General features: G+C 56.9%; 25 protein-coding genes. 7 read left to right on the top strand and 18 right to left on the bottom strand.

Annotation, left to right across the window (positions count from 1 at the left end; genetic code table 11):
• Positions 1 to 2 precede the first annotated feature (2 nt).
• Both V0R60_RS01550 and V0R60_RS01545 read right to left on the bottom strand, forming a co-directional pair.
• Positions 3 to 425: a PA0061/PA0062 family lipoprotein gene (locus V0R60_RS01550; protein WP_330078570.1), complete on the bottom strand. Its 423-nt coding sequence runs from the start codon at positions 423 to 425 to the stop codon at positions 3 to 5.
• Positions 426 to 620: 195 nt separating this feature from the next.
• A complete protein-coding gene (locus V0R60_RS01545) occupies positions 621 to 2,078 on the bottom strand; it encodes an FAD/NAD(P)-binding protein (protein WP_330078571.1) in 1,458 nt (485 codons plus the stop codon).
• A 209-nt stretch (positions 2,079 to 2,287) separates the two neighbouring features.
• Between V0R60_RS01545 and V0R60_RS01540 the strand changes: the two genes are divergently transcribed.
• Positions 2,288 to 2,620: a DUF2790 domain-containing protein gene (locus tag V0R60_RS01540; RefSeq protein ID WP_136476169.1), complete on the top strand. Its 333-nt coding sequence runs from the start codon at positions 2,288 to 2,290 to the stop codon at positions 2,618 to 2,620.
• Between the two features lie 3 nt (positions 2,621 to 2,623).
• Here the strand turns inward: V0R60_RS01540 and V0R60_RS01535 are convergent, their stop codons facing one another.
• The 13 genes from V0R60_RS01535 to rclC form a co-directional block, all read right to left on the bottom strand.
• The gene (locus tag V0R60_RS01535; RefSeq protein ID WP_136476170.1) at positions 2,624 to 3,193 is read right to left on the bottom strand and encodes a nucleotidyltransferase family protein; all 570 of its coding nucleotides are present in this window, start codon (positions 3,191 to 3,193) and stop codon (positions 2,624 to 2,626) included.
• Complete coding sequence (locus V0R60_RS01530) at positions 3,190 to 4,161, bottom strand: XdhC family protein (protein ID WP_136476171.1); 972 nt, start codon at positions 4,159 to 4,161, stop codon at positions 3,190 to 3,192. The genes V0R60_RS01535 and V0R60_RS01530 overlap by 4 nt, the downstream gene beginning before the upstream one ends.
• A gap of 4 nt (positions 4,162 to 4,165) precedes the next feature.
• Positions 4,166 to 5,377: a cytochrome c gene (locus tag V0R60_RS01525; protein WP_330078572.1), complete on the bottom strand. Its 1,212-nt coding sequence runs from the start codon at positions 5,375 to 5,377 to the stop codon at positions 4,166 to 4,168.
• A gap of 2 nt (positions 5,378 to 5,379) precedes the next feature.
• Positions 5,380 to 5,919 carry a (2Fe-2S)-binding protein gene (locus V0R60_RS01520; RefSeq protein ID WP_136476173.1) on the bottom strand — a complete coding sequence of 180 codons (540 nt, stop codon included), beginning with the start codon at positions 5,917 to 5,919 and terminating at the stop codon, positions 5,380 to 5,382.
• Positions 5,912 to 8,743 carry a xanthine dehydrogenase family protein molybdopterin-binding subunit gene (locus V0R60_RS01515; RefSeq protein WP_136476174.1) on the bottom strand — a complete coding sequence of 944 codons (2,832 nt, stop codon included), beginning with the start codon at positions 8,741 to 8,743 and terminating at the stop codon, positions 5,912 to 5,914. Before V0R60_RS01515 ends, V0R60_RS01520 begins: the two co-directional genes overlap by 8 nt.
• A 229-nt stretch (positions 8,744 to 8,972) precedes the next feature.
• Positions 8,973 to 9,512 (bottom strand): c-type cytochrome, encoded by a 540-nt coding sequence (locus V0R60_RS01510; RefSeq protein WP_136476175.1) that lies wholly within the window; start codon positions 9,510 to 9,512, stop codon positions 8,973 to 8,975.
• Positions 9,499 to 10,776, bottom strand: a complete 1,278-nt coding sequence (soxC, locus tag V0R60_RS01505; RefSeq protein WP_330078573.1) for a sulfite dehydrogenase — start codon at positions 10,774 to 10,776, stop codon at positions 9,499 to 9,501. The genes V0R60_RS01510 and soxC overlap by 14 nt, the downstream gene beginning before the upstream one ends.
• Positions 10,777 to 10,793: 17 nt before the next feature.
• On the bottom strand, positions 10,794 to 11,303 hold the full coding sequence (locus V0R60_RS01500; protein ID WP_330078574.1) for a DUF302 domain-containing protein: 510 nt from the start codon (positions 11,301 to 11,303) through the stop codon (positions 10,794 to 10,796).
• A gap of 335 nt (positions 11,304 to 11,638) precedes the next feature.
• On the bottom strand, positions 11,639 to 12,130 hold the full coding sequence (locus V0R60_RS01495; RefSeq protein WP_136476176.1) for a hypothetical protein: 492 nt from the start codon (positions 12,128 to 12,130) through the stop codon (positions 11,639 to 11,641).
• The gene (locus V0R60_RS01490) at positions 12,127 to 12,969 is read right to left on the bottom strand and encodes a winged helix-turn-helix domain-containing protein (RefSeq protein ID WP_136476177.1); all 843 of its coding nucleotides are present in this window, start codon (positions 12,967 to 12,969) and stop codon (positions 12,127 to 12,129) included. Before V0R60_RS01490 ends, V0R60_RS01495 begins: the two co-directional genes overlap by 4 nt.
• Positions 12,970 to 13,172: 203 nt before the next feature.
• Positions 13,173 to 14,189, bottom strand: a complete 1,017-nt coding sequence (locus tag V0R60_RS01485) for an SLAC1 anion channel family protein (protein WP_330078575.1) — start codon at positions 14,187 to 14,189, stop codon at positions 13,173 to 13,175.
• A 164-nt stretch (positions 14,190 to 14,353) separates the two neighbouring features.
• Positions 14,354 to 14,572: a DUF2790 domain-containing protein gene (locus V0R60_RS01480; RefSeq protein WP_136476179.1), complete on the bottom strand. Its 219-nt coding sequence runs from the start codon at positions 14,570 to 14,572 to the stop codon at positions 14,354 to 14,356.
• A gap of 23 nt (positions 14,573 to 14,595) precedes the next feature.
• The gene (gene rclC / locus V0R60_RS01475; protein ID WP_136476180.1) at positions 14,596 to 15,165 is read right to left on the bottom strand and encodes a reactive chlorine resistance membrane protein RclC; all 570 of its coding nucleotides are present in this window, start codon (positions 15,163 to 15,165) and stop codon (positions 14,596 to 14,598) included.
• A gap of 211 nt (positions 15,166 to 15,376) precedes the next feature.
• Here rclC and V0R60_RS01470 point away from each other — a divergent pair, with 211 nt between their 5' ends.
• Together V0R60_RS01470 and V0R60_RS01465 are read left to right on the top strand one after the other, a co-directional pair.
• Positions 15,377 to 16,285, top strand: coding sequence for an AraC family transcriptional regulator (locus tag V0R60_RS01470; protein WP_136476181.1), 909 nt, complete (start codon positions 15,377 to 15,379; stop codon positions 16,283 to 16,285).
• 137 nt (positions 16,286 to 16,422) lie between these two features.
• A complete protein-coding gene (locus V0R60_RS01465) occupies positions 16,423 to 16,995 on the top strand; it encodes a GNAT family N-acetyltransferase (protein WP_330078576.1) in 573 nt (190 codons plus the stop codon).
• A 79-nt stretch (positions 16,996 to 17,074) separates the two neighbouring features.
• On the opposite strand, the gene V0R60_RS01460 is transcribed toward V0R60_RS01465, so the two are convergent.
• Positions 17,075 to 18,001 (bottom strand): universal stress protein, encoded by a 927-nt coding sequence (locus V0R60_RS01460; RefSeq protein WP_330078577.1) that lies wholly within the window; start codon positions 17,999 to 18,001, stop codon positions 17,075 to 17,077.
• 148 nt (positions 18,002 to 18,149) lie between these two features.
• Between V0R60_RS01460 and chrA the strand changes: the two genes are divergently transcribed.
• Complete coding sequence (chrA, locus tag V0R60_RS01455) at positions 18,150 to 19,355, top strand: chromate efflux transporter (protein WP_330078578.1); 1,206 nt, start codon at positions 18,150 to 18,152, stop codon at positions 19,353 to 19,355.
• Between the two features lie 112 nt (positions 19,356 to 19,467).
• The gene (locus V0R60_RS01450; protein WP_136476185.1) at positions 19,468 to 20,373 is read left to right on the top strand and encodes a transporter; all 906 of its coding nucleotides are present in this window, start codon (positions 19,468 to 19,470) and stop codon (positions 20,371 to 20,373) included.
• 16 nt (positions 20,374 to 20,389) lie between these two features.
• On the opposite strand, the gene V0R60_RS01445 is transcribed toward V0R60_RS01450, so the two are convergent.
• Entirely contained in the window at positions 20,390 to 21,106 is a 717-nt protein-coding gene (locus V0R60_RS01445) for a transglutaminase-like cysteine peptidase (RefSeq protein ID WP_330078579.1), read from the bottom strand.
• 211 nt (positions 21,107 to 21,317) lie between these two features.
• On the opposite strand from V0R60_RS01445, the gene V0R60_RS01440 reads away from it, so the two are divergent.
• On the top strand, positions 21,318 to 21,671 hold the full coding sequence (locus tag V0R60_RS01440) for a hypothetical protein (protein ID WP_330078580.1): 354 nt from the start codon (positions 21,318 to 21,320) through the stop codon (positions 21,669 to 21,671).
• Between the two features lie 300 nt (positions 21,672 to 21,971).
• Here the strand turns inward: V0R60_RS01440 and V0R60_RS01435 are convergent, their stop codons facing one another.
• The gene (locus V0R60_RS01435; protein ID WP_330078581.1) at positions 21,972 to 22,577 is read right to left on the bottom strand and encodes an RNA polymerase sigma factor; all 606 of its coding nucleotides are present in this window, start codon (positions 22,575 to 22,577) and stop codon (positions 21,972 to 21,974) included.
• A gap of 511 nt (positions 22,578 to 23,088) precedes the next feature.
• Here V0R60_RS01435 and V0R60_RS01430 point away from each other — a divergent pair.
• Positions 23,089 to 24,744 carry a response regulator gene (locus tag V0R60_RS01430; RefSeq protein ID WP_330078582.1) on the top strand — a complete coding sequence of 552 codons (1,656 nt, stop codon included), beginning with the start codon at positions 23,089 to 23,091 and terminating at the stop codon, positions 24,742 to 24,744.
• Positions 24,745 to 24,763 lie beyond the last annotated feature (19 nt).

The raw sequence follows: 24,763 nt of genomic DNA, 5'->3' as shown, positions 1-24,763 counted from the left end.
GCTTACATCAGGCAATAGAAGTCGCTCATTTGTGCAACGATCTCACGCTTGGCACTGTACAGCCGCGCTTCGGGGGTGAGCGCCATGGAGCGGGCCTCGAGCACATATCGCTGGCCTGCTTCGAAATGCCCATAGTTGATGGTCAGGTAGCACACCCGCACGGACGGGCCGTCCATCATCCCCGAGCCCCCGCCTCCGGAAACTTCGTAATCAAACCGGACGATCAACTCATGACTGCCGGGCGCAACCTCAAAGAAGCGCCCATCGCTCAAGCGTTGTTTGTCCAAGCGCTCAGCCAACAGCAGGCGGTCATTGGGGAACGGTGTGGAGAGGCTGACCCAGGCCCTTTCCGGGTTGGCCATTGGCATCGGCGCCTGGCAACCAGCAACAAGACTGGCTGCAAGCACGATCATCAACCTGTTCATGATCTCTACCCGGACCACGTCAAATAGGAAGTGCATACAGTGAAGTGTAGATAATGTATGCGTCAGACAGGATAGTCGGTTTGGCTGCCGCGCTGTTGATTCTGTGATTACCGATGCAAGGCGGGGTTCTGGGTGACTTTGTAGCCAATCAAGCGTTTGACTCATCGGCCGCCGGTGTCGTTCATCGTGTAACCATCAGCAGGCCTGTCGTGTCTTGTACACATCATCATGCGATGCGGCGGCTGCCCGCAACAGCATGGGCATGTTTTCCAATGCTTTCTTTCTAGCTTGAGCGAATCGATTCAATACAGCTATCTTTTCAGGGTCCCCTTCCTGAATAGCCTTGAGTACCGATGGCAACAGGTGCAAGTGGCACTGTGCGAGCCAGCTGGACAACCCCGCGTGGTGTTTCCATTGCCGCTGATTATCCAGATAAACCGCCCACATCTTCAGCCAATCCTCCGGAAGGTGTGGAGGGGCGACTACTGCGCAGAGTTTGTTCATCTGCGACGGGTCATTGAGGTGACACTCAACGTAGGCTATTACTGCAGCGCTGAACAGAATCTGATAGCTGCTGATTGTCAGCACATTGATGCGATTATCCTCGAAAACCGTCATGCTACCTTCAGCAATGTAGGGGATGGCACTGGCGCTGCAGTCAATGTAAAGAGCATCCGGGTCCGCGGCGATGCTGCCTTTTTCCAGGCTGATGCAGCCTGGCTCAATGGCTTGGATCCGGCCCAGGCGCACGACATCGCTGATGCGCCGCAACGCAGTCAATTCTGCCTGTGAAACGGTCGCGCCGCGAAAAGCGGTAGGCTCTACAGTTTCATCGATACGCAACAGTTCACCCGCGCGCTCCAGGCGCAGAAACAAGTCGGACATCGAATCTGCAGCGCCAATTGCCTCGAACTGCTTGGCAAGGCTGCCGATTGTACGCACAAGGTTTTCACGACCTGGCTGGACATTGGCACGGTCCAACAACCACAGGGCGTTAGGTACGATCCATTGAATACTGCTGGGCGCTACATGGTTCTGCAGTAACCACAGGCACGCATCGATACCTGTCTTGCCGCCGCCCACCACCACGTAACGCAAGTAAGGCTTGTCGATCGTTACCAACTCGTTCAGCGCGATGCAGCGTATGCCAGGTGCAACACGGTAGTGTGGTGGATGTGTGGACGGCACGGCGGTCTGGGCGATGGTCGCATCCACCACTTTTCTGCGCGCCAGTACGGAGTGGCTTTGCCCAGTCAGCAGTGATGTGATGCGATGGTGTTCGCTGCGATCGCCCTCGTAGTTGTGCATCGGGCAGTAGCGAACACGGCCTGAGGGCAAGAATCGTTGATGCATCAAGCGGTCGAAATAGCTGACGATTTCGGCGCCCGAGGCCAGCTCGTACAAGCCCTCACCCCATTCGGAGTCATCCTTCAAACCCGAGCCGAGCTCGCAGGAATTGACGCCGTAGAAAGCAGAAGGCTGATGCAGGCGTACAAATGGATAAGCATCATTCCAATGCCCTCCAGGCTGAGCATGACGGTCCACCATCAATACCTGGGCGTCCGATTCATCGAGCAATGTATCGACGAAGGCCATAGCTGTCGCCCCCGCGCCGATAACCAGATAGTCCGTCGCAAGTGTGCCAGTGCTCATGCAGACGCCCTCCCGGCAATGGAGTGTCTTGCTCCATCTATCAAGACTAGCTGGAGTTGAGCACTGTCCAGAGACCGGTTTTTTCTTATCGTCATAGCCAGCAGGTTTAAGCGGCCGCTACCCACATTGCGACAATGTAATGTGGCGCTCATGCTTGTGACAGGTGCTAGAGGTTATATCTGGATCACCACCGAAAAGGAGTGATCGATATGAACAGCCTGCGACTTTTCAGCGTACTTTCCCTCATGGCTATTTCTTCTGTCGCCATGGCAGAAGGGGGTGCGGATCGTGTGTATGGTCAAATGATCCGGGCCAATGAAAAAGCCATGCAAGCTTACGCTGTCGCCAATGGGAAGAATCCGCCCGAGATCGTTCATTACCGCTATGGCATGAAGCTCGACATCGCCAAGGTCGTGGGCTCGACCCCTACCGATTCAAGTTGCGATGTAATGCCGGCACAAATGACCTACGAGGATTCCAACGGCAACCTGAACATTCTCGAATACCGCTCACCGGGCACGGGATGCCGCAATCAGAAGTAGTGATCAGCGCTCAAGCAGGCTGCTCGGTGTATCTACGTCATCGAGCACGCCAGCGTCGGCCACCTCCAACATGACGCAGCAGTCCGGATGAGCCCGCACTACGGAGCGGGCTCCTTCGTCACCGCGCAATGCCATCAAGTGCGGCCAGAAATCGCGGCCAAACACCACCGGATGCCCTTGCCTGCCGTCATGGCGGGGCAAGAGAATGGTCGAGGCTGTGGCAACCTCGACCAATTGACGCAGGGTCGTCGGCGCGATCCAGGGCATATCCCCCAGCACGATCGCAACCGCCTGCGCGTCGCTGCCTGCGAGCGAGGCGACGCCAGCTGCCAGGCTGTGGCCCATGCCAAGGGCTGCATCCGGACTGTGCACGATCGGGCATTCATCCGGCAGGCCAAGCATTTGCGCACACTCGCCCGCGCGCAGTACCACGCGCACCTCGTCGAACGCCTGCTGAGCGCGCTCGACACTGTGCGTCAACAGGCTGCGCCCATCCGCCAGGGGCGCTCGGCGCTTGTCCGAACCGAAGCGCGCACTGCACCCGGCGGCAAGTACCAGCGCGACAACGGTCACAGTGACCCTCGCTCGATACCGTTGCGCACGCGCAAGATATCGGCGAGCACTGCCAAGGCAATTTCCGCCGGTGTCTTGCTGCCCAGGTTGAGACCGATGGGAGCGTGGATGCGCGCCAGTTCACACTCGCCCAGGCCACCAATGCGCTGCAGGCGTTCACGGCGTTTGTTCGACGTGACCTGCGAGCCCATGACCCCGATATAGAAAGCCTCGGTACGCACCGCTTCGAGCATCGCCAGATCATCGATTTTCGGATCATGGGTCAGTGCCACCACGGCGGTGTCCGAATGGCACCCGCCGTTGGCGATAAACACCGAAGGCAGCTCTCGACGGATCTCGATGCCTTCCAGTACCACGCCAGCCAGCACTTCTTCACGTGGTTCGCAAAGGATCACATCGAAGCCCATGCCTTTGGCGAACTGTGCGCAGAAATGCGCAACACTGGAATAACCCGCCAGCAGCAGACGCTGGGCAGCCCCCACGCGCAAGCGCACGCAGGTTTGCTCACGCTCCACCCGTGGACCTTGCAGAGAATCATCACTGAGCCGGCGCGTGCCATCGTGCAGACTGACTTCTCGCAGCAGCCGACGCTGGCCTAGCAGCGCCGACTCCAGCTCGCGCAAATGCGCCTGTACATCGCAATGTGCCGGCAGGTTTTCTACCAGCACATCGAGAACGCCGCCACAGGGAAGACGAATGCTGGTACGCGTATCGCTGCCGTCGCCATAACGCACAACAGTTACCGGCGCGGTAAAGTCCCCGTGCGCGACCCGCTCAAGAAAATCATCCTCGACACAACCTCCGGACAACGACCCCACCCACTGCCCGCCGTCGTTGACGGCCAGCAGTGAGCCCGGCGCACGAGGCGCCGAGCCATAGGTGCAGAGCACGCTGCACAGCCATATCCGCCTGCCCTTGCAAGACCACTGCAACGCCTGGCGGATTACTTGCAGATCAAGATGCTGCACGACATCACTCCGCCTTCAGTTGCGCAAGCTGCTGCACGCTGAGGTCGGCGGGCAGCCCACCCCACGCCTGGCGCAGGTAGTTGATCAAGTCAGCGACTTGCTCGTCCGAAAGCTTGTCGGCAAAGCCCGGCATCGGTTGCATGCGCTCGAAGCCGGTAAACTGCTGCTCGCCGATACCCTCGTAAATCACCTTGGCCAGGTTGCGTGAGTCGGCCTGACGCAGGACGGTATTGCCCTGCATGGCCACGGCGATGTGTGGCTTGCCCTCGCCCTCGACACCATGACAGCCGGCGCAGACATTGAGGTACTGCTGGTGACCGCGTTTGGCGCTGTCGTCGAGCTGATCGAAGCTTACGCTCTGGACGACTTTGGCTGGCGGCGGTTGATCGCCCAGGAGAAAGGTTGCCATCGCCGCCAGATCACTGTCCTCAAGGTGCTGGGTACTGTGGTGGACGACCGGGAACATCTCGTTGAACATCGTGCCTTGGGCACTCATGCCGTGCTTGAGGAAGGTGGTGAGGTCGGGCTGGGTCCAGCCACGTTCGGCCAGGTCCTTGGCCAGCAAGCTCGGCGCCAGGTAGCCGTTGAGCAGCCCACCGGTCAGGCGCTGGTCCTGCTGCAGGGCGCCAATGCTGTTGCGCGGCGTATGGCACTCGCCGCAGTGACCCAGCACCTCAACCATGTACTGCCCGCGCTGCCAGGCCTCACTCTTGCCATCGGTACTCTGCAATTCGACGCTCTTACCGTAGAGCATGTTCCAGCCCGTCAGTCCCAGGCGCACGTTGAACGGGAAGCTCAACTTGGTCTCCGGTGCCGGACGATGGACTGGCGCTACGGTCATCAAGTACGCCCGGATATCATCGGCATCCTCACGCTTGATCAAGTGGTAGGAGGTATAGGGCATCGCCGGATACAGATTGGCGCCATCCTTGCGTTTGCCCTGGGCCAGCGCGGCGAAGAATTCGTCGGCGCTGTAGTTGCCGATGCCGAACGCGTTATCCGGGGTGATATTACTGCCATAGATAGTGCCAAACGGCGAATGGATCGGCAGCCCACCGGCGAACGGCGCACCGCCCTCGGCGGTATGACAGGCCATGCAGTCGGCGGCACGCGACAGGTACTCCCCGCGTTTGATCTGCGCTTGATCAGCCGCTTGTACGCCCACAGAGAGCGCCAGGACGAGCGCCAGGACGAAGCCGGAACGAATACGCTGCATGCTCAACCCTCCTTGACCAGACCGAGGTCGTCGAGCACCTCGCGGGTGGCGTTGTAGTAACGCACGTACCCGGTACAGCGGCAGATGTGGTGACCTAGGCTGGCTTCGATGGTGTCTTGCAGTTCGCTCTTTTTCAGCGGCTTACGCTGGGCGTTCTCCACCAGTACCGTGGCGGCATTGACGAAGCCTGGCGCGCAATAGCTGCACTGGAAGGCAAACAGGTCGACAAACTTCTGCTGGATCGGGTTGAGCTCGCTAAGGTTGCCAGCGTCGTCGTACTTGGCGTGGCTTTCGATGGTGCGAACCTTTTTGCCATCGAAAAAATGTGCACCGGTGATGCAGGTACGCACCTCTTCGCTGGTACCGTCGGGGTTGTCGACGATTACCACGCAAGCGTGACAAATACCCTGGCCGCAGCCCAGGCGCGAACCGGTAAGGTTCTGGTATTCATGCAGGTAATCGATCATCGCCAGGTCGTTGGGGACCTCGACTGGACCGACAGTTTGACCATTCAAGGTCAGTTGCAGCGGACGGTTAGCCATTGAGGGCCTCCTTGATACGCGCTGGAGTGATAGGCAAATCGCGCACACGCTTGCCGATGGCATGGGCCACAGCGTTGCTGATGGCTCCAACTACCGGGATCATCACCACTTCGGCAATGCCCTTGGAAGGATCGGTGGGTGACAGCGGCGGCAGAATTTCCGAGGTCTGCGCCCACACTGCAACATCCTTGGCATGCGGCAAGCGATAGCGGTTGAAGTTCCAATCGCCTTCGCCGGGACCACCCTCATACAGCGGCATTTCTTCCATCAGCGCATGGCCGATACCCATGGCGATACCGCCTTCGAGCTGTCCCTTGACCAACTCCGGCACCAGCACCCGGCCACACTCCACCCAGCTGTGGTGGTTGAGCACTTGCACTTCGCCGCTGCCCTTGTTCACCTTGACCTCGACGATGGTCGCCACCGGGCTGTAGTAGGTGACCATGGCGTTGTTCAATTGCGTGGCTGGATAGACCGCTTTTTCGCGGTCCAGCAGATGAAAGTTGGCACTGTTCATCTGCGCCTTGATCGCACTCGGTGCACCATCGCCGTACTTGACTGCCAGGGCATCGAGCGGCAGGCGCTCGCGCACACCATTGATGACAAAGTCCGCCTCAGCCCAGCTCCAGCGGTTGAACCCGTGTACGCTGGCACCGGTGACCAGGCCCATCTCATGCGCTTTTCTGGCAAGCTCGGCAAAAGGGATCGGTGCAAGGCCATTGCCCGTCAACTCACCGTTGACCCACACCGCATTCTCGCGGCGCACGACCAAGGGGTTGGCCTGGCCGCCGAACGGGCCCCTGCTCCACAGCGCCAACGCCGCCGGCCATAGGCCGTGATTGAACAGCACACGCGCGGCTTCGCGGGTGGCATGGCTGAAATAGAACGCCGAGTTGGTTGCCGAGGACGGCGAGGCCAGCCTGCCGACCCAGCGTGGGTTGCGCAACGCCGCGTCCTGTTCGGCCTGGCTGATCAGATACGGGTTGCCGCTGGTAGCCAGCTGCAATTCCGGCCATTGAGTTTCAGCGGTCCTGACCTCATCGGCCGAGCGGCCCAGAAAATCACTCACCACCAGGGCCTGCGAAGTCGACATGCCAGTACCCAGCTCGGTACCGATGTGACGCATGCTGATTCGTCCATCAGCACTGAATTCGATACTCGCCATCGGTGCTTCGGAGCCGGTACCGAAGTCCTTCTGGCAGATGGCAAAGCCAACGCCATACCAGTTGTCCGGGTCTTTGGCGTCCATAGCCTGCTTGCGGCTGGCGCGGTTCTTCCACCACTCGTGGGCAGCAGCCTTGTCGAGAATCTCATGCAGGCGCAAGGCCCCTGCGGGTACTGCGCCCTGGGTGTTTTTCATCCCCGACTTAAGCGCGTTGATGCGGCGCAATTCGATGGCGTCCACACCCAGACGGTCGGCAACCTCATCGACCATCATTTCGGTTGCCGCCATGGTCTGCAGGGTACCGTAGCCACGCATCGAGCCGGCCTCGACACCCCGCGAGTGATAGGCGGTAACGGCCAGGTCGTTCTGTGGCATGTAGTAGATCGACTGCGCAGCGGTGGCCCCTACTGCTGCCACCGAGGAGCTGTAGTTGGCACGTCCGCCGCCGTCGACGCTCATGTCGGCACGGAAAATCTTGAAGGTGTTGTCCTGTTTGTTGACTGCCAACTGGTAATGAATGTCGAAGGCATGACGCTTGATGCCGCTCTGGAACTGCTCGTAGCGATCATTGGCCAGCCGCACTGGCACGCCGGCACCGTACAAGGCTGCCAGCGCTGCGTAGAAGACAAAAATATTGTTGTCCTTGGAGCCGTAGCCAACGGTATAGCCCGGGTGCATGTTCAGCGTATCAAGCGCAAAGCGCGAGGGCTTGATCATGTGCACACATTCGAGGGCCACTTCGAAGGGACATTGAGTGGCAACCACGAAATGCAAGGTGCCACTCTGTGGGTCATACCAACCGTTACCATTGTCAGGTTCCAGCGCGGCCGGTTCGATCGATGGCGTCTTGTAGCGCTCATCGAACACCAGCCAATCCTGCGCGGGGTTCTTCAACTGCTCGTCCATGCGCTTGGCATAGAACAGGCCCTGCTCGGTGAGGTCGCCGTGCTGCTTGGGTTCCTTGGACCACACCGGTTTACGGTTGAGGATGGTCGGAAACAGCATCGAATTCTTCAAGCTGGAGAACTCGTCGTCATCAAAGGGGGTATTGCCACCCACGCGTACGAAGCGAAAGCTGCCGTAGGGATCGGTCTGGTACAGCGGCGCCTGGGCACCGTAGCGAATCGCCTTGTCATTGAACTGCAACTTGCGCTTGGCCTGGCGATAACGCTCGAAATCGTTCCAGATCAGAATCGCCACTGGATGGCCGATGAACATCGGCACCTTGCCAGGAGGTAGCAAGGGGTCTGGCGAGTGCGCCTCGGGAAATGCGATGCCGTCTTTTTCCAGGTCTGCGGCGGTAACGATTCGATCCGGCTGCAGGTCTGCACCCAACCATGAAAGGTCGTGCCCGGCGTAGATACGATCGGCCTTGATGGTCTTGAGCAGCAAGGCGTGGCCCTGTTGCTGCGGCCAGCCGGGCATGTCTTTGGCTCGAATATCACGGGCAAAGACTTTGTTGCCGCAGACTTTGGACAACGCGTCATTGCGAAAACGCGCCTTGCCGTCGTGGCTCATCCATTTCTGAGGTGAAGTGGTAACTGCATCTTCCATCAGGGCGGCGAACGCCTGGCTGCCTAGCGGCGCCAGGGTCACACCGACACCGGCAATTAGCCCGCCTTGCAAAAAGGCACGCCGGGAAACATCACGATTGGACATGGTTGATCCTCTGGGCAGTAAAAGTGTCCGCCCATGTTTTTTTCTGGTGCTGGAGAAACTTGGAGGGGATGAAATCTGTGACGCTCAGTGAGCAAATTCGGTGTGATAAAAACCGTGGAAAGCTGACCGCGGCGTCAACTTTACAGCAATAGAACCCCTCTTGGCAAAGTCAAGCAGACAACTTGCCGCAGCGCTTTCAATTCAGACAGGGAGTGCAATTCGTTGGACGCTAGCGCCGGACAGGAATGGTGCGAAATTCCGCTTCGGGCACGAAGCCGTCTCGGTTTGGCATCTTGACCGCGGGCAGACTGTGCTTGTCCAACCTTGCGTTGTCGGGAACAATTGCGTTGCGATTGAGCAGGTAGGCCACCAGCGCGTAGTAGTCACTGTCGCTCAACGATCCAGGCGCCTGATACGGCATCGCGCGGTGAATGTAGTCATACACGGTGGTAGCGTAGGGCCAATAGCTGCCGACGGTCTTGATCGGGTGATCGCTGTTCAAGCTACCCACGCCACCGACCAGCCGGTCCTTGAACCCACCTTCGCCGCCTGGACCGTGGCACGCCATGCAATGCGTGGCAAAGAGCTTTTCACCCTCGGCCACTGTCCCGCTCCCTTCAGGTAAGCCTCTGCCGTCGGGAAGCACATCAATGTTCCACAGGGCGATTTCAGCTTTGGTTGCTGCGCGCCCGAAACTGCCGGTATCTGCGTGCACCGATAGACTCAAGACCACTGCGCCGAGCGCAGCCAGCGTTTTAACTGAGCACATTGGTGACCCTCCCGTCGGCGTCGATAGCCCAGGTCTGCTGACCGTTGTAGTGAAAAAGTGCATTCTCGCCCATCGTGGCGATCAGGCTTTCCCGGTCGGGCTGAACATGGCCTTTATCGTCGGTCGAGCGACTGACAATGCGCGTGGGCCGGCCGTCCCAGGTCCAGTCCTGATGAAAACGAACCTGGGCTTTGTGCAGTACAGGCGCATTGATCTGAGCCTGACGCCAGTTCACGCCGCCATCGGTGCTGATCTCGACGTTGACAATTTTTCCGCGACCACTCCAGGCCAGTCCACTGATGCGGTTATAGCCTGGGCGAATACGCATTTTGCCCGAGGGTGAGGTAATCACTGAATTGACTTCCTGGTACAGCTGAAACTGACGCGCTTTGCCATTTGGCAATAGCTGCGTGTAACGGGCGGTTTCCCAGCGGGTCATGAACGGCTCATTGCCGAACTTCAGGCGGCGCAGCCATTTGATGCTCAGGTTGCCCTCCATGCCCGGCACCAGCAGGCGTATCGGAAAGCCATGAGCCGGTCGCAAGGGCTCGCCGTTCTGCGCATAGGCGACCAAGGTTTCATCGAGAATTTCGGCGGTCAACGGGATACTACGCGCCACGCCAGCTGCGTCGCCACCTTCGGCCAGCATCCAGGTCGAATTGCGCTCGGCGCCCACCAGTTCCATCAGATATGCCAGGCGAACACCGGTCCATTCATGCATGCTGACCAGGCCGTGGGTGTCTTGCACCGTCAGTTCCGGGTCGGCGTTCTTCCAGTTTTCCCAGCCATTGCCTGAACACTCCATGAAGTACAGGCGCGAAACGCAGGGCATGGCACGTAACTCATCCATGGAAAACACCAGCTCTTTTCGGGTCATGCCATGGATCAGCAACTGGTGTCTGTCCGGATCAAGGTCGGGCGAGCCCGAATGGCTGCGCTCATAGTGCATGTCGGAAGGTGTGATGGAGCCCACCAGCTTGTCGAGCGGCGTTTTCGAGTTGATAGCCAGGCCAGGATCGACGTTCAGTTTCCCTGGGGTGGCCTCGGTAACGCGCTTGAGGTGAACGTATTTCGAACGATCACTGGCAACACTGATCGAAGGTCCGACCTGCCGTGCAGGCACATCGGCCAACGACCCCGCACGCGCAGGTGCGACAACGGCGGCGGCCATAACCGTTCCGGCAACACCCAGGAACTTGCGCCGGGCCAATGTTGCGCTGGCTGCGAGCAATGCCTGCTTTTCCTTTTCATCGATTGTCATCATGGGTATCTCAGCATGGGTCAAGGTTGTGTCGGTGCCTGGATTGCTGCTGCCAGAAGTTTCTCCGCGGCGCCAAGGCGCTCGGCCATCCCCTCGGGCAGGCCATGACGACCGTCCAGCGACGCAGCGGGCTCATAGACCACCCAGGTACGTCCGTTTTCATCCGCGCGAATCAACACGCGCAACGGCAGTTCCAAGGCAAAATTGGGTGCGGCCAACATGAATGGCGTCCCGGCCTTGGGGTTGCCGTAGATCAGTACCGTTGTTGGGGGCATCTGCAGGTCCACCTTGCGCGCTGCACCCTGGTGATCGATCTGCGCAAAAATGGTCAAGCCGTTGTCGGTGAGCATCGAGCGCACGCGATTCAAGGTTTCATCGAAGGAATAAGGGCTGGACAAGTTCACGGTATGGCTCTCCTGAGTGGCGGTAGCGGTGGCGGCACCGGCGAATGCAAATAGCAACAACAACCCCAGCAGCGTGGTGGCGGGCATCATTGCCAAGCGCTGGTAAAAAGAGGGTGAACGGCTCATATTCAGGTTCCTCGGCATCTTCCATTGATTGGCTTTTTCTAGGTAATAACTACTTTGCAAGCCTGCCGGACGGGATAGCGGCTTTCTATCGCGTTCGTCTCATCGTTTAGTCAGAAAGTCTCAAACAAAAAACAATAAAAAAAGGCTCGCCATCACTCAATGGACGAGCCTAAAGGAGGAGCCAATAAATTCAGCACCCGCACGACCGGAGCAAAAGAGTCCGACCAAGTGGAGAGACGAACATAAACATGCAACGTGTTCGAACGCTGCGCGAAGCGCATGTGGAGGGGTAACGCACTTGCCTCACGCGTCGCGTTCAAACGAGAAAAACTCTACTACTTCACACCGAAGCAAAACACGTTATTACTGTCATAATGATAAAAACACATACCGGATGACGAGTTTTTCAGCAATCGTACGTAAGAGTAACTTCCCTCGGAGAACTCGAGTTGCCGATTGAGCGCCAGCGGAATATTAAGATGACTGAGAAGCTCGACAAGCCCCTCCGTTGCCATGCGGGCAGAAACTTTCATGTATCCATAGTCGCCCCACAGGGGATAGACCTTCCCGGAGATGTGCAAGTATTCCATCCTGCCGTCGACCGCCCAGGTCGATGTGTATTTAAACTCTCCATGGGCAAACACCATTGTTTCCAGGTTCTCTACCGAATGATAGCCGCCCTGATATGTTTGCACTGGCAGGACGTCGGTGAACATTCGGTATTGAAGGTTTTTCGATACTGGCCACTCGCGCAGAAATACACTGGCAAGCAGTAGCAAACAAAGGATCACAACAACGCTCACCGCTAACACAGCCTTGCGCTTCATAGGGCCTCCCTTTTGACGCACTGTGCTATTACATCCTGCAAAGGCATTTGCCGGGAGGCTGTATAGGAACTGGCACCCTCTTCTGAAAAGCACACGACACGGTATCGACGCTCATAGGCGCGCACCCACACCTCTCCAACCAGACCGGGTGACAGCCCGACCATCTGACTGTCGATGCGCCTGCTATCAACCTGCGCGCCGGCGTTGATGAATTTCAGCTCAAGCTGGCCAAGTTCACGGCTTTCAATGTTGAGTGGGTCGTTCCAGACAAGATCTATTTGCGGTTTCATCAGCGCTATTGCCAAGGTGGTTGTAACCACTAGCAAGACAGCCACTGTCCAGCCCAAAGGAGATAAATAACTTGTCATCCGTGTGCTTAACGCGCGCTTGCCAATTTTTGCATCCAGGGTCGGCGCCACTTGAGGCTCGGCTGGTACGGCCAGCTCATTATTGATAAGAACAACCTCAGTCGCCGCCTGACCTACAACAAACTCATGACTGAACAAGTAACCCGTCTTGGGACTTGTAACGATGATGCAATGGCCGTCGACACCCAAGAATGTTCTGATATTGAATATTGCCTGGGTCAGGCTCCCGGCAGCGACGACCCGCCCTACCCATCCCGCAGCGATAAGTTCCTCTTTGGAGAATACTTCCCCGGGGCTGGACAACAATTGCTGCAAAACCCTTACTTCAGCCTGACCCAGCGCGCAGGGAATTCTTAGATTACTCTCATCAAACACCTGCAGCGTCCACGTCTCCTGATCGACAACCAGAACGACTTTTCGAAGTTGTTCGCGCTTTAAATAAATTTCATAACGCACAGAGAGCGCCTCCATTTCGTTAGCCTCCAGAAACGTTGTGCTCGCCACTTACAAATGCGCACGTTGCCCACATCATTAATGATCATTATCGACGCGTGGTTCCAGATAGGCGTGCAGCGACCCGTAAGCGCAATACATTGATTAGCGAATGCGGCTGACAAGAATTGCGTGCATGCAGCGCCAGGGGCAATTGGACCCAGCCCCTGGTCGTGGATTTTTCAGCCTGCCAGCGCCTGCAACTTACCCTGCGCAACGCCCAGCAACGTACGCACAGCCATACCGAAAATCACCAGCGTTGTGCCCGCCAGCAACAGGATCGCCACACCGTTGGTGAATACGCCCGGCGCGTGGCCGGCGTAACGCAATGCGCAACTTGTGGCTGCCGCCAACGGGAAGCCCACCGACCACCAGGACAAGCGAAACGGACAACTCTTCGCCAGGTAGCGCAAGCGTCCAAGCAAAATGGCGAGGAAAAACAGGGTCAGCATATACAGCGCGCTGGCGAAACGGTCCACTTCACCGGTCAGGCTCACATAGGCGGAAAAACCGACGGCAAATGGCGCCAGCAGAATCAACAACGACGGCCGCAAACCTGCACCAATAGGTTCTTCAAACAGCAGGCGGGAGAAGATTAAGGTAAACAGCGGTATGGCGAAGAACAAACCCACCGCCAAGGCAAACATGCCCACATCTGCAACACCGTCCCACTGCAAGGTTGGCATTGCCAGCGGGATATCGAGCAAACCCACCACCGGTACGATCCACGCAGGCGTGGCGTGTGCCGCCTGCTGACGCTGACTGAGCCAGCGCGAGACGATCAACCAGGCAAAAATGATCATGCCCGTGGCCCCGATAACCCAAAGCACCCGCGCAAGCAGCGGGCTGTATGCCGCCAAGGGAATCGGCAGGAGCAGAAGGCTGATAAACACCGTACCGAACAGGTTGCCAGCAATGGGGTGCAGGTACTCCGCCTTCACCGCGTGCGGCGCGGTAATCGCTTTGACTGCATAGCCAACAGACACCAGTACGAACGCCAGCAACGCAAACAAGCCGATCAACTGAGAGACCCACAGCGGTAGTCCATACATCTGGCTCGCCAGGTGCCAGGCTGAGGAAAGTCCGGTAAGCCCCATCACCGAGCCGAACAGTGCTACCGGTAGATAGGCCAACCGACCTTCGTGCACTGCTTGTGTAGGAGTACCAAAGGCAGCTGCTGTTTCAATGTTCTGAGTCATTGTTAACGCCTCTAACGGTGCGCAATATGTGTGTTTTTCCGAGCTGAGGCCGCGCTTGCGGCCTCGACAGGCATCGCCCCGGTAATGTCGCAAATCAGAATAGTGCAGCCATGAACCGGCAACTCTCTCAGTACGCGCCGCCAATACCCGGGCATCGATGAGATTTAATTGTCATGACAGCCACTGCCCAACACCCGGTAGTCCAGGGTATGCCGAACCCCCAGGGAATCGTCGTAGACCATCGTGACCGGCACTACACCGCAGGCTGCCTGGGTGTCTGTAACGGAAATGACCCTGGCGATATCCGGCTTACTGACTGCCGGGGTGCTGGTGCAAGCGGCAAGTACAACGGCACCGAGCAGGAGTGCGATTTGAGCTTTCATGGTGTGTCTCCAAAACGAGGGAATCAGGCTTTTTTGAGCAAGAGGCTGCGTGCGGAGTCGGCGATAATCACCACGGCCCCGGCGAACATCAGGATGTCTTTGAGCACCAGTCGACCGGCACCGGATAGATACGGAAAGCCATGGTGGGCATCGCCGAGTGCGGGCACCCAGGCCTCAGGGGTGGTGACCAGGAACGAGAAGGTCACCAACGGTGTGGCAAAAGAAAGCAGACCACCCAGCAAGCCCAGACGACGGGAAAACGGATTGGCCAACACCAGCAGCGCGATAGCGATTTCCACTACCCCCAGGCCGAAGGAGAAGCCGTAGGTGTTATTGGCGGTCTGCCATTCGCGCTTCTCGGCAACCAGTTCGCCCTCATGAGTAAGGTGCGCTTTGTATTGTTCCGGGTGCTCGTAGAAGAACGACATGACCGGGCTGTTAGCCACGAAAGGCGTGATGCTGTCAGCCTCATAAGGGATAAACTTGAGTGCACCGATCCACAGAAACACAACAGCGATACCAAAACGGATAAGCATCGGACCAAACTTGTCGAGTTGACTGAGCAGTTGCAGCGAACGTGTGAAGCTAGACATGGGAACCTCTCGAATCGTCATCTATGAAAAACTGGGTTCATGATGCCGATCGACGGACCGCCGCTCTTGCCCGTTGCACTCAAGTTTTTGTCTATAAGTCTCAGCCGTCTGCGACAGCTTGTCCCAGGTGGGGCACGGCCTGCAGGGCAGTCAGGAGGTAGAATCCGCTTGCATTATCAAACCCGCTCAATAGATTTTCCGAAGTGCTCTCATGAACTCGATCGATAAACTCATCCAGCTTGCCGCAGTCAGGGGCAACCTGGACCTACGCTGCAGCTTCCAGGGTGATTGGGCACTGGAGCACGATCAGGAGCCCGCGGGCGTGGCTCGCTATCACATCGTCCTGGCGGGTGTGTGCCAGGCTGTACGCCCCGATGGCACCGCCATAACCCTTCGTGCAGGCGACATTCTGGTGTTTGTCGATGGAGAGGCTCACAGGTTGCACAGCGAAGGCCATCAGGGCGCAGCGGTGAAACCCCAGGTCAGTCATGGTGGACTGATTCCCCTGCACCGGATCGGCAGCGAGGCTGGTGAGCTGGATATCCTCTGTGGCCGCTTCCTCTATCAACGCGAATCGCTACTGCTTGGCGCCCTTCCCAAGTGCCTGAAGGTTTCCAGCGATTATCCGCAGACAACTGATCAATTGTCCGCGCTGGTGGGGTTGTTGCGCGCCGAAGCTGATGGCAACCAGATCGGCGCCAGGTTTCTGGTCGATACTCTGTCATCGGCGCTCTTTGCGATGGTGGTGCGCAACTACCTGCAACACCAGCCCCCTGCCACCGGCACCTTGGCATTGATGAGCGACAAACGCCTGAGCCGAGCTTGGCAAGCCATGCTCGACGATCCGGCATTCGAATGGACGATCGAGTGCCTGGCCGAGCACGCCAGCATGTCCCGGGCGACCTTTATGCGCAGCTTTGTGAAAGTCGCTGGGGAATCCCCCTGGGTATTGCTGACGCGGGTGAGAATGGAGCTGGCCTTTCGCCTGCTCAGCGACACTCAACTTGGACTGACCGATATAGCCTGCCAGGTCGGCTATCAATCACAGGCGGCATTTGGCAAGAAGTTCAAAGACTTCTACGGCACAGCGCCCGGGCGCATTCGCAGGGCGGGCAGCTAGAACTGACGGTTACAGCCCAATCGGCGCAGCGCTGCACATTGGCGCTGTATCGTTGACATGCATCAAAGGCGTTGGCTACAACTGGAGTAGATAGGAGTTATGCGTCATGCCTCTTTACATCTGCGGAGCAAATCCTCATGGCACCTGTTCAATCCAACGCGCAATCATCTTCTACCCCCGCCTTCCCCGCTGAAACCGGCGAGCACTGGATCGAGCCCTTGAACGATGGCGGGCACGTGCTCATCAGGCCACTGCGGGCTGAAGACCGCGAGCGTGAGAAAGCGTTCATCATGCGCCTTTCACCTGAATCGCGGCACTTTCGCTTCTTGTGCCAGGTCAGTGAGCCGGGCGAAGCGATGCTCGACAAGCTGATGAGCGTCAACCAGCTCGAGAACGCTGCTTATGTGGCCCTGGCGCACGTCGATGGTGAACTTCGTGAAGTCGGTATCAGCCGTTACTCAGCGTGCGCACAGCCTGATGAGTGTGAATGTGCGGTCACCGTGGATGATCAGTGGAAAGGTCATGGCCTGGGCGCAAAATTGCTTGGGCACCTGATCGACAAGGCGCAAGCCAACGGCTTCAAACGCATGTTTTCCATCGACTCTGCGGCCAATACGGCGATGCACGAACTGGCCCGCGAGTTTGGTTTCTCCACTTCCCGCGACCCTAACGATTCCTGCCAGGTCATCCATACCCTGTCATTGGCCTGAACGCCTTGAGCTGCAGCGCTGCTGGCCTGTTCGAAACATCTTTTACCGATGCATCCAACAGGCCGGCAGCGCTGGTGTATCAGTCGACGGTAGGCTCTGGGGTAATGACCAATACGCTACTTGGCATTTTGTACAGCACCCGCTCAACAGTGCTGCCGATGTACTTGGCCAGCCCACGATGATGAACCCGGCCCATGACGACAATGTCGCTGCCATGGGTTTTGCAGAACGTCGTCAGCACTTTCGATGGGTCGCCCATGATCATGTGGCATGCCTGCGGATCGATGCCGTTGCGGTCGGCCAACGCCCGGAAAGCTTCGCTTTGAGCCTTATGCAAGCTGTTGGCCAGGTTTGAGTCGAACATGAACGATATCCGACCCAGGTGTTCTGCTTCGGTCTGCATCGAGGTCAGATCGTAGGCGTAAAGCAGTTCAACCTGTGCCTGGCACTGCATGGCCAACTTCAACGCTTCCTGGACAATCCGATCATTGAAACCCTGGTACTGATCTTCAGGGCGTGACAGGTCGACGGCGGCGACTACCTTGCGTGGCAGCGCGTGCTCGGTCTTGTCGACAAAATGCAATGGCACCCGGCATTCACGTAGCAAGCGAATGTCCAGTGTCGAGAATAACGCCCGCATCAACCGCGACTCGTGCTCGATATCCTTGATCACCATTGCAAATGGCTGTTCTTTCAAGTGGATCAGTATCTCGTCCAGGACATTTTCCACCCAGACCACCTCGGTGGTGACCGTCAGCCCATTTTTACGCATAGGCGCTGCCTGGGTTTCCAGCCAATCACGGTGTTTTTCAATGTAGGCCTGGCGCACCAGTGCCAGCGCTTCTTCGTTCATCATTCCAGCTGTAGCCAGCCCTTCGAGATAATCGAATGCCACGATATGCAACGGCATGCCTTTGGCCTTGGCCAGGGCTGCGGCGCGGTCAAAGGCATCACTACGGCGCATGAGCGGGGGGACTACAAGCAGTAAACGTTGATAGTCAGACATAGCACACCTCACACTAAGCGATGAGTAGGATTGCCCTATCCTGCATTTGTCTGGCCAGACACGTTTGACTTGCATCAACAATACTTCGCGTGCCGGCACCGAGGGTGACGTATTGTCTGTTCAGCACACAACAAAGCCAGGTATGCGCATGATCGACACCGCTGGAACTGCCCGTAGCCCTTTATCCGTGTTCTTGATCTTCCTGCGCCTGGGCCTGACATCCTTCGGCGGCCCTGTCGCTCACCTGGGCTATTTTCGCCACGAATTCGTGACTCGCCGCCAGTGGCTGAGCGAGCGCTGCTATGCCGAATTACTTACGCTTTGCCAGTTTCTACCGGGCCCTGCCAGCAGCCAATTAGGTATTGCGCTCGGGCTGTCCCGCGCCGGTTATGCGGGAGCGGTGGCCGCCTGGGCAGGCTTCACCCTGCCCTCGGCGATTATCCTGATTTTGTTCGCCCTGAGCATCGTCAACCATAGCGACATGATGTCCAGCGGCGTTGTGCATGGATTGAAAGTCGTGGCGGTAGCGGTGGTAGCCCAAGCCGTGTGGGGAATGGCGCGCAACCTTTGCCGCGACCTTGTGCACATCAGCATCATGGCTGCTGCGGCCTGTGCGGTCCTGTTGTTGCCTGGGGCTTGGGGACAACTAGCAGTCATCCTCATTGCCGCAGTGATGGGCGTTTTTCTACTCAAGCCAAAGCACTACCCAGAGCCTGAACCGCTAGTCATTGCCATCAGTCGTCGGGCAGGCCTGTGCTGGCTCAGCCTGTTTTTTGCGCTGTTGATCGGGCTGCCGCTGCTGTCCACCCTGGTGGCGAGCCACCCACTGGCGCTGGTAGATATCTTCTATCGTGCCGGATCGCTGGTGTTTGGTGGCGGCCATGTCGTGCTGCCGCTGCTGCAGGCACAGGTGGTGCCCGTTGGCTGGGTAAGCAATGACGTCTTCTTGGCCGGCTATGGCGCTGCGCAGGCGGTCCCGGGCCCATTATTTACCTTCGCCGGATTCCTGGGTGCATCCATGAACACTGCCCCGGCAGGCTGGCTGGGTGGTTTTATCTGCCTGTTGGCGATCTTTGTACCGTCATTTCTGTTGGTGCTGGGTACCCTGCCGTTCTGGCAGGTCGTGCGCCACAACAACCAGGCGCAAGCAGCGCTTTCGACAGTCAACGCCGCAGTGGTTGGCCTGCTCCTGGCAGCGCTCTATCAGCCTGTCTGGACAAGCTCGATTCACTCGCCGCAAGACGTCGGCCTGGCATTACTGGCGTTGATCGCGTTGATTTATTGGAGACTGCCGCCATGGCTGGTGGTCATCGGTGGGAGTCTGCTGGGATGGTGCATGCACGCACTCGCATAAACTGGCAACGCCGCCTCACCCTGTGCGTCAAATGACTCAACACCGACAAAAATCTACAGCTTCAACGAATCCTGAGCTATGACTGTTAGACGGTAAGCGCAAAGGAGTCGCCATGAAATACCCCTACGTATCGGGATCCCTGGTTTCAATTTCGCTGGGTTTGTTCGCGGTTTCTGCCCAGGCTGACAACGCCAGAGACTGGCAGAATACCCCGATCGGCTTGAACATGGTGTTTGGCTACTACAACCTGATCGACACCAACACACCTATTGATACCTCGCTGGCGCTCGATGGCCTGTCGCTCAACGCCGACGTTTACATCGTGCGTTACGCCCGCTCGTTTGGTATTGATGGACGCAACTCTGCGATACAGTTGCTGCAGCCTTACGCTGATGTAAAAGCGTCGTTCGATGACGCGCGGTTTTTTTCCGGCACCAAGCGCAACGGCGGCATGGGTGACACGCAAATTGTTTTCGCCCACAACTTCTTTGGTGGTCCGGCATTGACTGCCGAGGAGTTTGCCACCTGGCAACCCGAGACCTTCCTGAGCGGAGCCTTGTGGCTGACCACGCCGACCGGCGACTACGACAAGAACCGAATCATCAACATTGGCGCCAACCGATGGGTAGTAAAGCCCGAAGTAGCCTTCGGTACCCCGTTGGGCCCGACATGGCTGGAACTCAACACCTATGTTTCGCTTTACGGCGACAACGATGAGTATCAAGGCGACAGCAAGCTTGAACAACGGCCGCTTTACGCCGTCGAGGGCCATTACAGCTACACCTTAAACCCGGCCCTCTGGGTGTCGCTGGATGCGACCTACAGTGTGGGGGGCGAAACCAAGGTCGATGGCGTCGACCAGGACAACAAGCAGGAAAACGCCCTGCTTGGCGCCAGCCTGGGCTTCATGCTGTCACGCCAGTTCGGCGGCTTGGTTGCCTACAGTGATACCGTTTCAGAACGCACAGGGTCACCGGATGTGAATACCTGGACGCTGCGCTTGCAATACGTTTGGTAGCAACGATGGCTCAGGCCTAGAAAACCCGCGGCATTTGAAAACCCGTATTTTCAGCGCCGGCCATCAATAATGAGGCCTGGCCGTTGGTCTTGTTAACGAATGAGGACCAGTTGGGTAACTGCTCAATATTACCGACGCGTTTCAACCCGGCCTGATCAACTTGATACAGGCCAACATTATTGAATGCGAATTCCACTTTCAAATCATTGCGTTGGCCAACCGAGGTAATGTTGTTGGTGAGGTTATCCAACAACAGCGGATCTGATTCAGGCTTTTGCCAATAAGAAAGCACCATATGTGCTTGCCCGCTGGCGTTGACAGTCGTGTACAAAAGACGCACTTTGCTTTCGGGAACGCCTAACAAACGCAAGGTATAGTATTTTGCCAATGCAAAGTCTTCGCAGTCACCTGCACCCTTCTCCAGGGTCTCCAGCGGGGAGGCCCAATAGTCTGCTTTTTTCCAAACATCACTATCTTCACCGAAACGAATATTGTTGTTGAAGAACGCGTTCACACGCAGCAGCTTTTGCTGTTCGCTGAGCGTGCCGGCGTCAGCTACCAAGACCCGCCAATCGTGTAAACGCTGGGTAGCCTGCTGAGTCAGGTGCAGGCTTTGAGGAAGAGGCACGGCGATCGCGCTGCCCGAAAGGAGGCCTATGCCGAGCAGAACGGCCGCTAAGATATTCAATTGCCGAGCAATTTTGGTAAAGGCTTTGAAATTAAGATTTACCAAGCAGTACCTCGCTTAATAACAATCGATTTCTAAAAGCTTACTGGGCCAAGCGACCCGCACATTAAGGTAACGTCTGCGACTCGGCAAGGTGCGTCCGTCGGAGAGTTACGCAGGCTACCGTCAGTCCGATGAACTGTAACAAAGTGCAGGCTCATGCATCCATGTAAATGCGTCACTCAAGCAAGCACGACTCTTCTTGAGGAAGAACATCATGAAACTCTTCGTACAGATGACAGCATTAGCTGCAGCTGCGTATTTGAGTGGGAGTGTTACAGCTGCAACGCAAGTTGAATACCCAGTTTCCAGTGTCTCCAGTGAACCTGCTCAATTAATGCTTGCCGAAGGAGGTAGTGATCGTCTTACTGAAAACTATCTACAACGACAAGCTTTGGCAAAAAGCCAACCTAAGCAGGACACTGGCGCAACCTATGTACAATTGATAAAAGAAAACCCAACCGCGTCGGGAAATACGGTGGCCGATCCACTCGATGAAATGAATACCACAAACCCTAAACTCATCGACCCGATTACCAGAGATCGAGACGAATACCGCAGCGCCCATTGAATGAACTAAAGTTTTACACCCTTGAGACCTCAGTGCACGCAGGCGACGTGCACTGAAGTCGAGCAAGACACTAGATACTATCGCCCTGCATATCTTCAATTTCATTGCTTGTCGACTGAGTGTTCGCTGGCCCGTTTGACACGGGGAGCGCCTGAACAATACGCGTCGCTTGTCTAAGCCTGCTTATATATACTCTGCAATGGGGACAACCCTGCAGATGGATAAATACAAGACAACGCAGGCGCACGCCCAAGTTGCCATCAATAATATCTGATCCTCGCTCGGATATTTCGTAGCAACTCAGCATTTCCCTTCCTCCTGAAAATCACTCAACATTACCTGTATACGTTGGCGACCTCTATGTAGAAGCAAGCGTACATTGCCCTCGCTCAACGCCAGTGCGTGGGCAATTTCCTTATACTCCAGCCCGGCAATATCACGCATGATGACTACGCTTCTTTGCGCACTCGGCAATTCCTGAATGTACTTCCAGATACATTCGTACAACTCAATCTCGGTTAGCAATTCTTCCGGACTTTCTTGAACGTGCTTATCAGGAGGATTGGTCCATGCCCCGTGTTCGTCAAACTGCGACGAAATAGGCGAGTGATGCTCGGACTCCAACCACTCCAGGGATATTTCCCGCCCTAGTTTGCGCCGCATGGAATGGGCTTCGTTAATGGCGATTCTTGCCAACCAGGTCCTGAATTTGGAGCGCCCCTCGAAGGAGCCGACAGCGTTGACGGCTCTGAGCCAGGTCTCTTGGGCGACATCGTTGGCTGACTCGCGGCCGACCAAGGGGATGACGATGCCGACGAGAAACGCATGATGACTTTTGATCAGATGTTCCAGAGCTTCGAGGTTGCCCTCGCGCAGGCGCTTGACCCATTCTTTTTCATCGTCCACGGCTGCCCTCCTGAGCGCCGTGATCGAGCCAGCCAGGGAAGCCTGAATGCTAGTTTAAGGCTAACACCACCCAGTCACCATCTATAAAGCGGGCGCCTTGTAATTTCCAATACAGCGACATATAACTCACTTCACTTAGACGCATATAATCAACGCCACCTATTGACGAATTAATCCGACACACAGCACTTCGACAGCACACAGATATACACACAGATACACTGCGTAACAGTGGGGACTTGCGCCGTACAATACAGGCGCATGGCATCTTACAGGAAGCCTAGATCACATTTTTCACTGTGCAAGTAGCCGTTACCTACAGAACAAACAAACATGACGACGCGGGATAACTCGCGCTATCCGACACAATCAATCTCTATAACGACCCCAGACCTTATCGCTAAACGCGAATAGGCCCTGCATGCCCCAGATATCTATTTAATCTTCTTGTTAGTCAATTGCTTGGGTCTATGATCAACGCATCGATTGTTTGACCACGGACGTTCACAGCATGGCGAAGGTACTGATCGTTGACCCCTATCCCTTGAGCCGCCTGGGTAGCGAAACCCTGCTCAACCAGGCAGGCCATAGCGTCGTGGCATTTGCCGACAATGGGTTGGATGCCCTGAATCTTGCACGGACAGCAGTCCCCGACCTGGTGGTGCTGGATCTGGACATTCCCAGGCTTGGCGGTCTGGACGTGATCAAACGGATCGCCGCACGCAAGTCTTCGACCATCATCCTGGTGTTGACTGCCCTGCCCGCCGATGTCTATGAGCATTTGTGCATCGCTGCGGGCGCCTCGGGTTTTGTGTCCAAGAGCGACACCCTGGAGTCATTCGCCGATGCAGTGAATAAAGTGCTGGCTGGCAAAACCTGTTTCCATGCCAGTGCCCTTCGACATGACCCGGCCCCAGCCACGCCCACAGAACAACTGACGGCTCGAGAGGTGACGGTATTGCATTACCTGGCTGATGGTTACCGGGTAAAGCAAATTGCCGGTGAACTGGCCATCAGCGACCGAACAGTGAGTACCTACAAGACCAGATTGCTGGAGAAAACCGGCACTCACTCGCTGGTTGAATTGCTGCATGTAGCCACCCAACGGGGATTTCTCGAAGGCAGGGCCGACAGCGACAAAGCGGGCGTTGATTCGGATCAGGCGTCAGCATTGCAATTCAATGCCTTGCTCGATCAGATCCCATTTCCTGTCTGCCTGCGGGCCGCAGACGCACGTATTCTGGCGGCCAACCAGGCGTTCCTCGATTACCTCGGTTTGACTCGCAATGCGGTCCTTGACGCCAAGCAATGCGATATAGGCGTGATAGACATCGAGCACCTCGAATTTGCCCGTGAGACGTTCAACACCGCGGTCGCAAAACAGATTCCCTACATGATGGTCATTGCTGTGCGCCTGCATGGCGAGCGTAGGGTATTGAAGCACAGCGGATGCCCGGTCATCGACCAGGGTGGCGGGCTGGTTGGAATGCTCTGTACCTCGATCGACATCGGTGAAGAGCAGGCCCAGATCGAAGCTTTGCGTGAGCAACTGGCCTACCTCACTTTTGTCAGGGACCGCCGAAGCACCTATCTCATCGAGCACGCTGATTCGCTTGACCGCTACTTGTGTAGCGCGCGCGCGGTGGTCGACGGCAACGACAGGCTCAACGCCCTGTTTGAGCGAATGCACGAAAGTGTGCAATGGCTTCGCGAAATGGTTCACCTCGAGACGGGGCAAAACAAACTCTCACCTTTTTCGCACAACCTCAACGCTCTCACCCGGAACACCCTTCAGCACCTGCCAAGCGACGACATGCCCGCGCATGATTTCACAAGTGCCAAATCGAACCCATGGGGATGGATAGATCCAACAGCGTATGCCAGCCTGATCAAAGCCCTGTTTCTTCACCTCATGCACAGAGGGGCAGCCCTGGTTTCGATTCGCGCCGACGCCTACGAGAAAGACGCCGGCTACATCGAGTGGCACCTGTGCCTAACGGCATCCATGACTTCGGCTGAATCAATGACCGCTCCGGTTATCTACCTTTGCGTGGCATCCGAGCTGAGCACGTTGTTCGAGGCAGACCTGCAGATCAGCAGCGATGACGAACAGGCATTTGAAGCTCATCTGCGCTTGACCATCCCGCTCGCTACGGCGGCGCATTAGAATCGGAAACGCACTACAA

Origin of the sequence: Pseudomonas auratipiscis (assembly GCF_036324085.1) — a bacterium.
Lineage (GTDB): Bacteria > Pseudomonadota > Gammaproteobacteria > Pseudomonadales > Pseudomonadaceae > Aquipseudomonas > Aquipseudomonas auratipiscis.
This window is presented reverse-complemented; position numbering and strand designations above follow the sequence as displayed.

Excerpts from the sequence above, each read along its gene's own strand:
- V0R60_RS01495 (WP_136476176.1), bottom strand. The coding sequence starts at position 12,130 with ATGAAGCGCAAGGCTGTGTTAGCGGTGAGCGTTGTTGTGATCCTTTGT.
- V0R60_RS01500 (WP_330078574.1), bottom strand. The coding sequence starts at position 11,303 with ATGAGCCGTTCACCCTCTTTTTACCAGCGCTTGGCAATGATGCCCGCC.
- V0R60_RS01465 (WP_330078576.1), top strand. The coding sequence starts at position 16,423 with ATGGCACCTGTTCAATCCAACGCGCAATCATCTTCTACCCCCGCCTTC.
- V0R60_RS01480 (WP_136476179.1), bottom strand. The coding sequence starts at position 14,572 with ATGAAAGCTCAAATCGCACTCCTGCTCGGTGCCGTTGTACTTGCCGCT.
- V0R60_RS01510 (WP_136476175.1), bottom strand. The coding sequence starts at position 9,512 with ATGTGCTCAGTTAAAACGCTGGCTGCGCTCGGCGCAGTGGTCTTGAGT.
- V0R60_RS01540 (WP_136476169.1), top strand. The coding sequence starts at position 2,288 with ATGAACAGCCTGCGACTTTTCAGCGTACTTTCCCTCATGGCTATTTCT.
- V0R60_RS01520 (WP_136476173.1), bottom strand. The coding sequence starts at position 5,919 with ATGGCTAACCGTCCGCTGCAACTGACCTTGAATGGTCAAACTGTCGGT.
- V0R60_RS01525 (WP_330078572.1), bottom strand. The coding sequence starts at position 5,377 with ATGCAGCGTATTCGTTCCGGCTTCGTCCTGGCGCTCGTCCTGGCGCTC.
- V0R60_RS01430 (WP_330078582.1), top strand. The coding sequence starts at position 23,089 with ATGGCGAAGGTACTGATCGTTGACCCCTATCCCTTGAGCCGCCTGGGT.
- V0R60_RS01460 (WP_330078577.1), bottom strand. The coding sequence starts at position 18,001 with ATGTCTGACTATCAACGTTTACTGCTTGTAGTCCCCCCGCTCATGCGC.
- chrA (WP_330078578.1), top strand. The coding sequence starts at position 18,150 with ATGATCGACACCGCTGGAACTGCCCGTAGCCCTTTATCCGTGTTCTTG.
- V0R60_RS01515 (WP_136476174.1), bottom strand. The coding sequence starts at position 8,743 with ATGTCCAATCGTGATGTTTCCCGGCGTGCCTTTTTGCAAGGCGGGCTA.
- V0R60_RS01545 (WP_330078571.1), bottom strand. The coding sequence starts at position 2,078 with ATGAGCACTGGCACACTTGCGACGGACTATCTGGTTATCGGCGCGGGG.
- V0R60_RS01450 (WP_136476185.1), top strand. The coding sequence starts at position 19,468 with ATGAAATACCCCTACGTATCGGGATCCCTGGTTTCAATTTCGCTGGGT.
- V0R60_RS01550 (WP_330078570.1), bottom strand. The coding sequence starts at position 425 with ATGAACAGGTTGATGATCGTGCTTGCAGCCAGTCTTGTTGCTGGTTGC.
- V0R60_RS01490 (WP_136476177.1), bottom strand. The coding sequence starts at position 12,969 with ATGGAGGCGCTCTCTGTGCGTTATGAAATTTATTTAAAGCGCGAACAA.
- V0R60_RS01485 (WP_330078575.1), bottom strand. The coding sequence starts at position 14,189 with ATGACTCAGAACATTGAAACAGCAGCTGCCTTTGGTACTCCTACACAA.
- soxC (WP_330078573.1), bottom strand. The coding sequence starts at position 10,776 with ATGATGACAATCGATGAAAAGGAAAAGCAGGCATTGCTCGCAGCCAGC.
- rclC (WP_136476180.1), bottom strand. The coding sequence starts at position 15,165 with ATGTCTAGCTTCACACGTTCGCTGCAACTGCTCAGTCAACTCGACAAG.
- V0R60_RS01440 (WP_330078580.1), top strand. The coding sequence starts at position 21,318 with ATGAAACTCTTCGTACAGATGACAGCATTAGCTGCAGCTGCGTATTTG.
- V0R60_RS01470 (WP_136476181.1), top strand. The coding sequence starts at position 15,377 with ATGAACTCGATCGATAAACTCATCCAGCTTGCCGCAGTCAGGGGCAAC.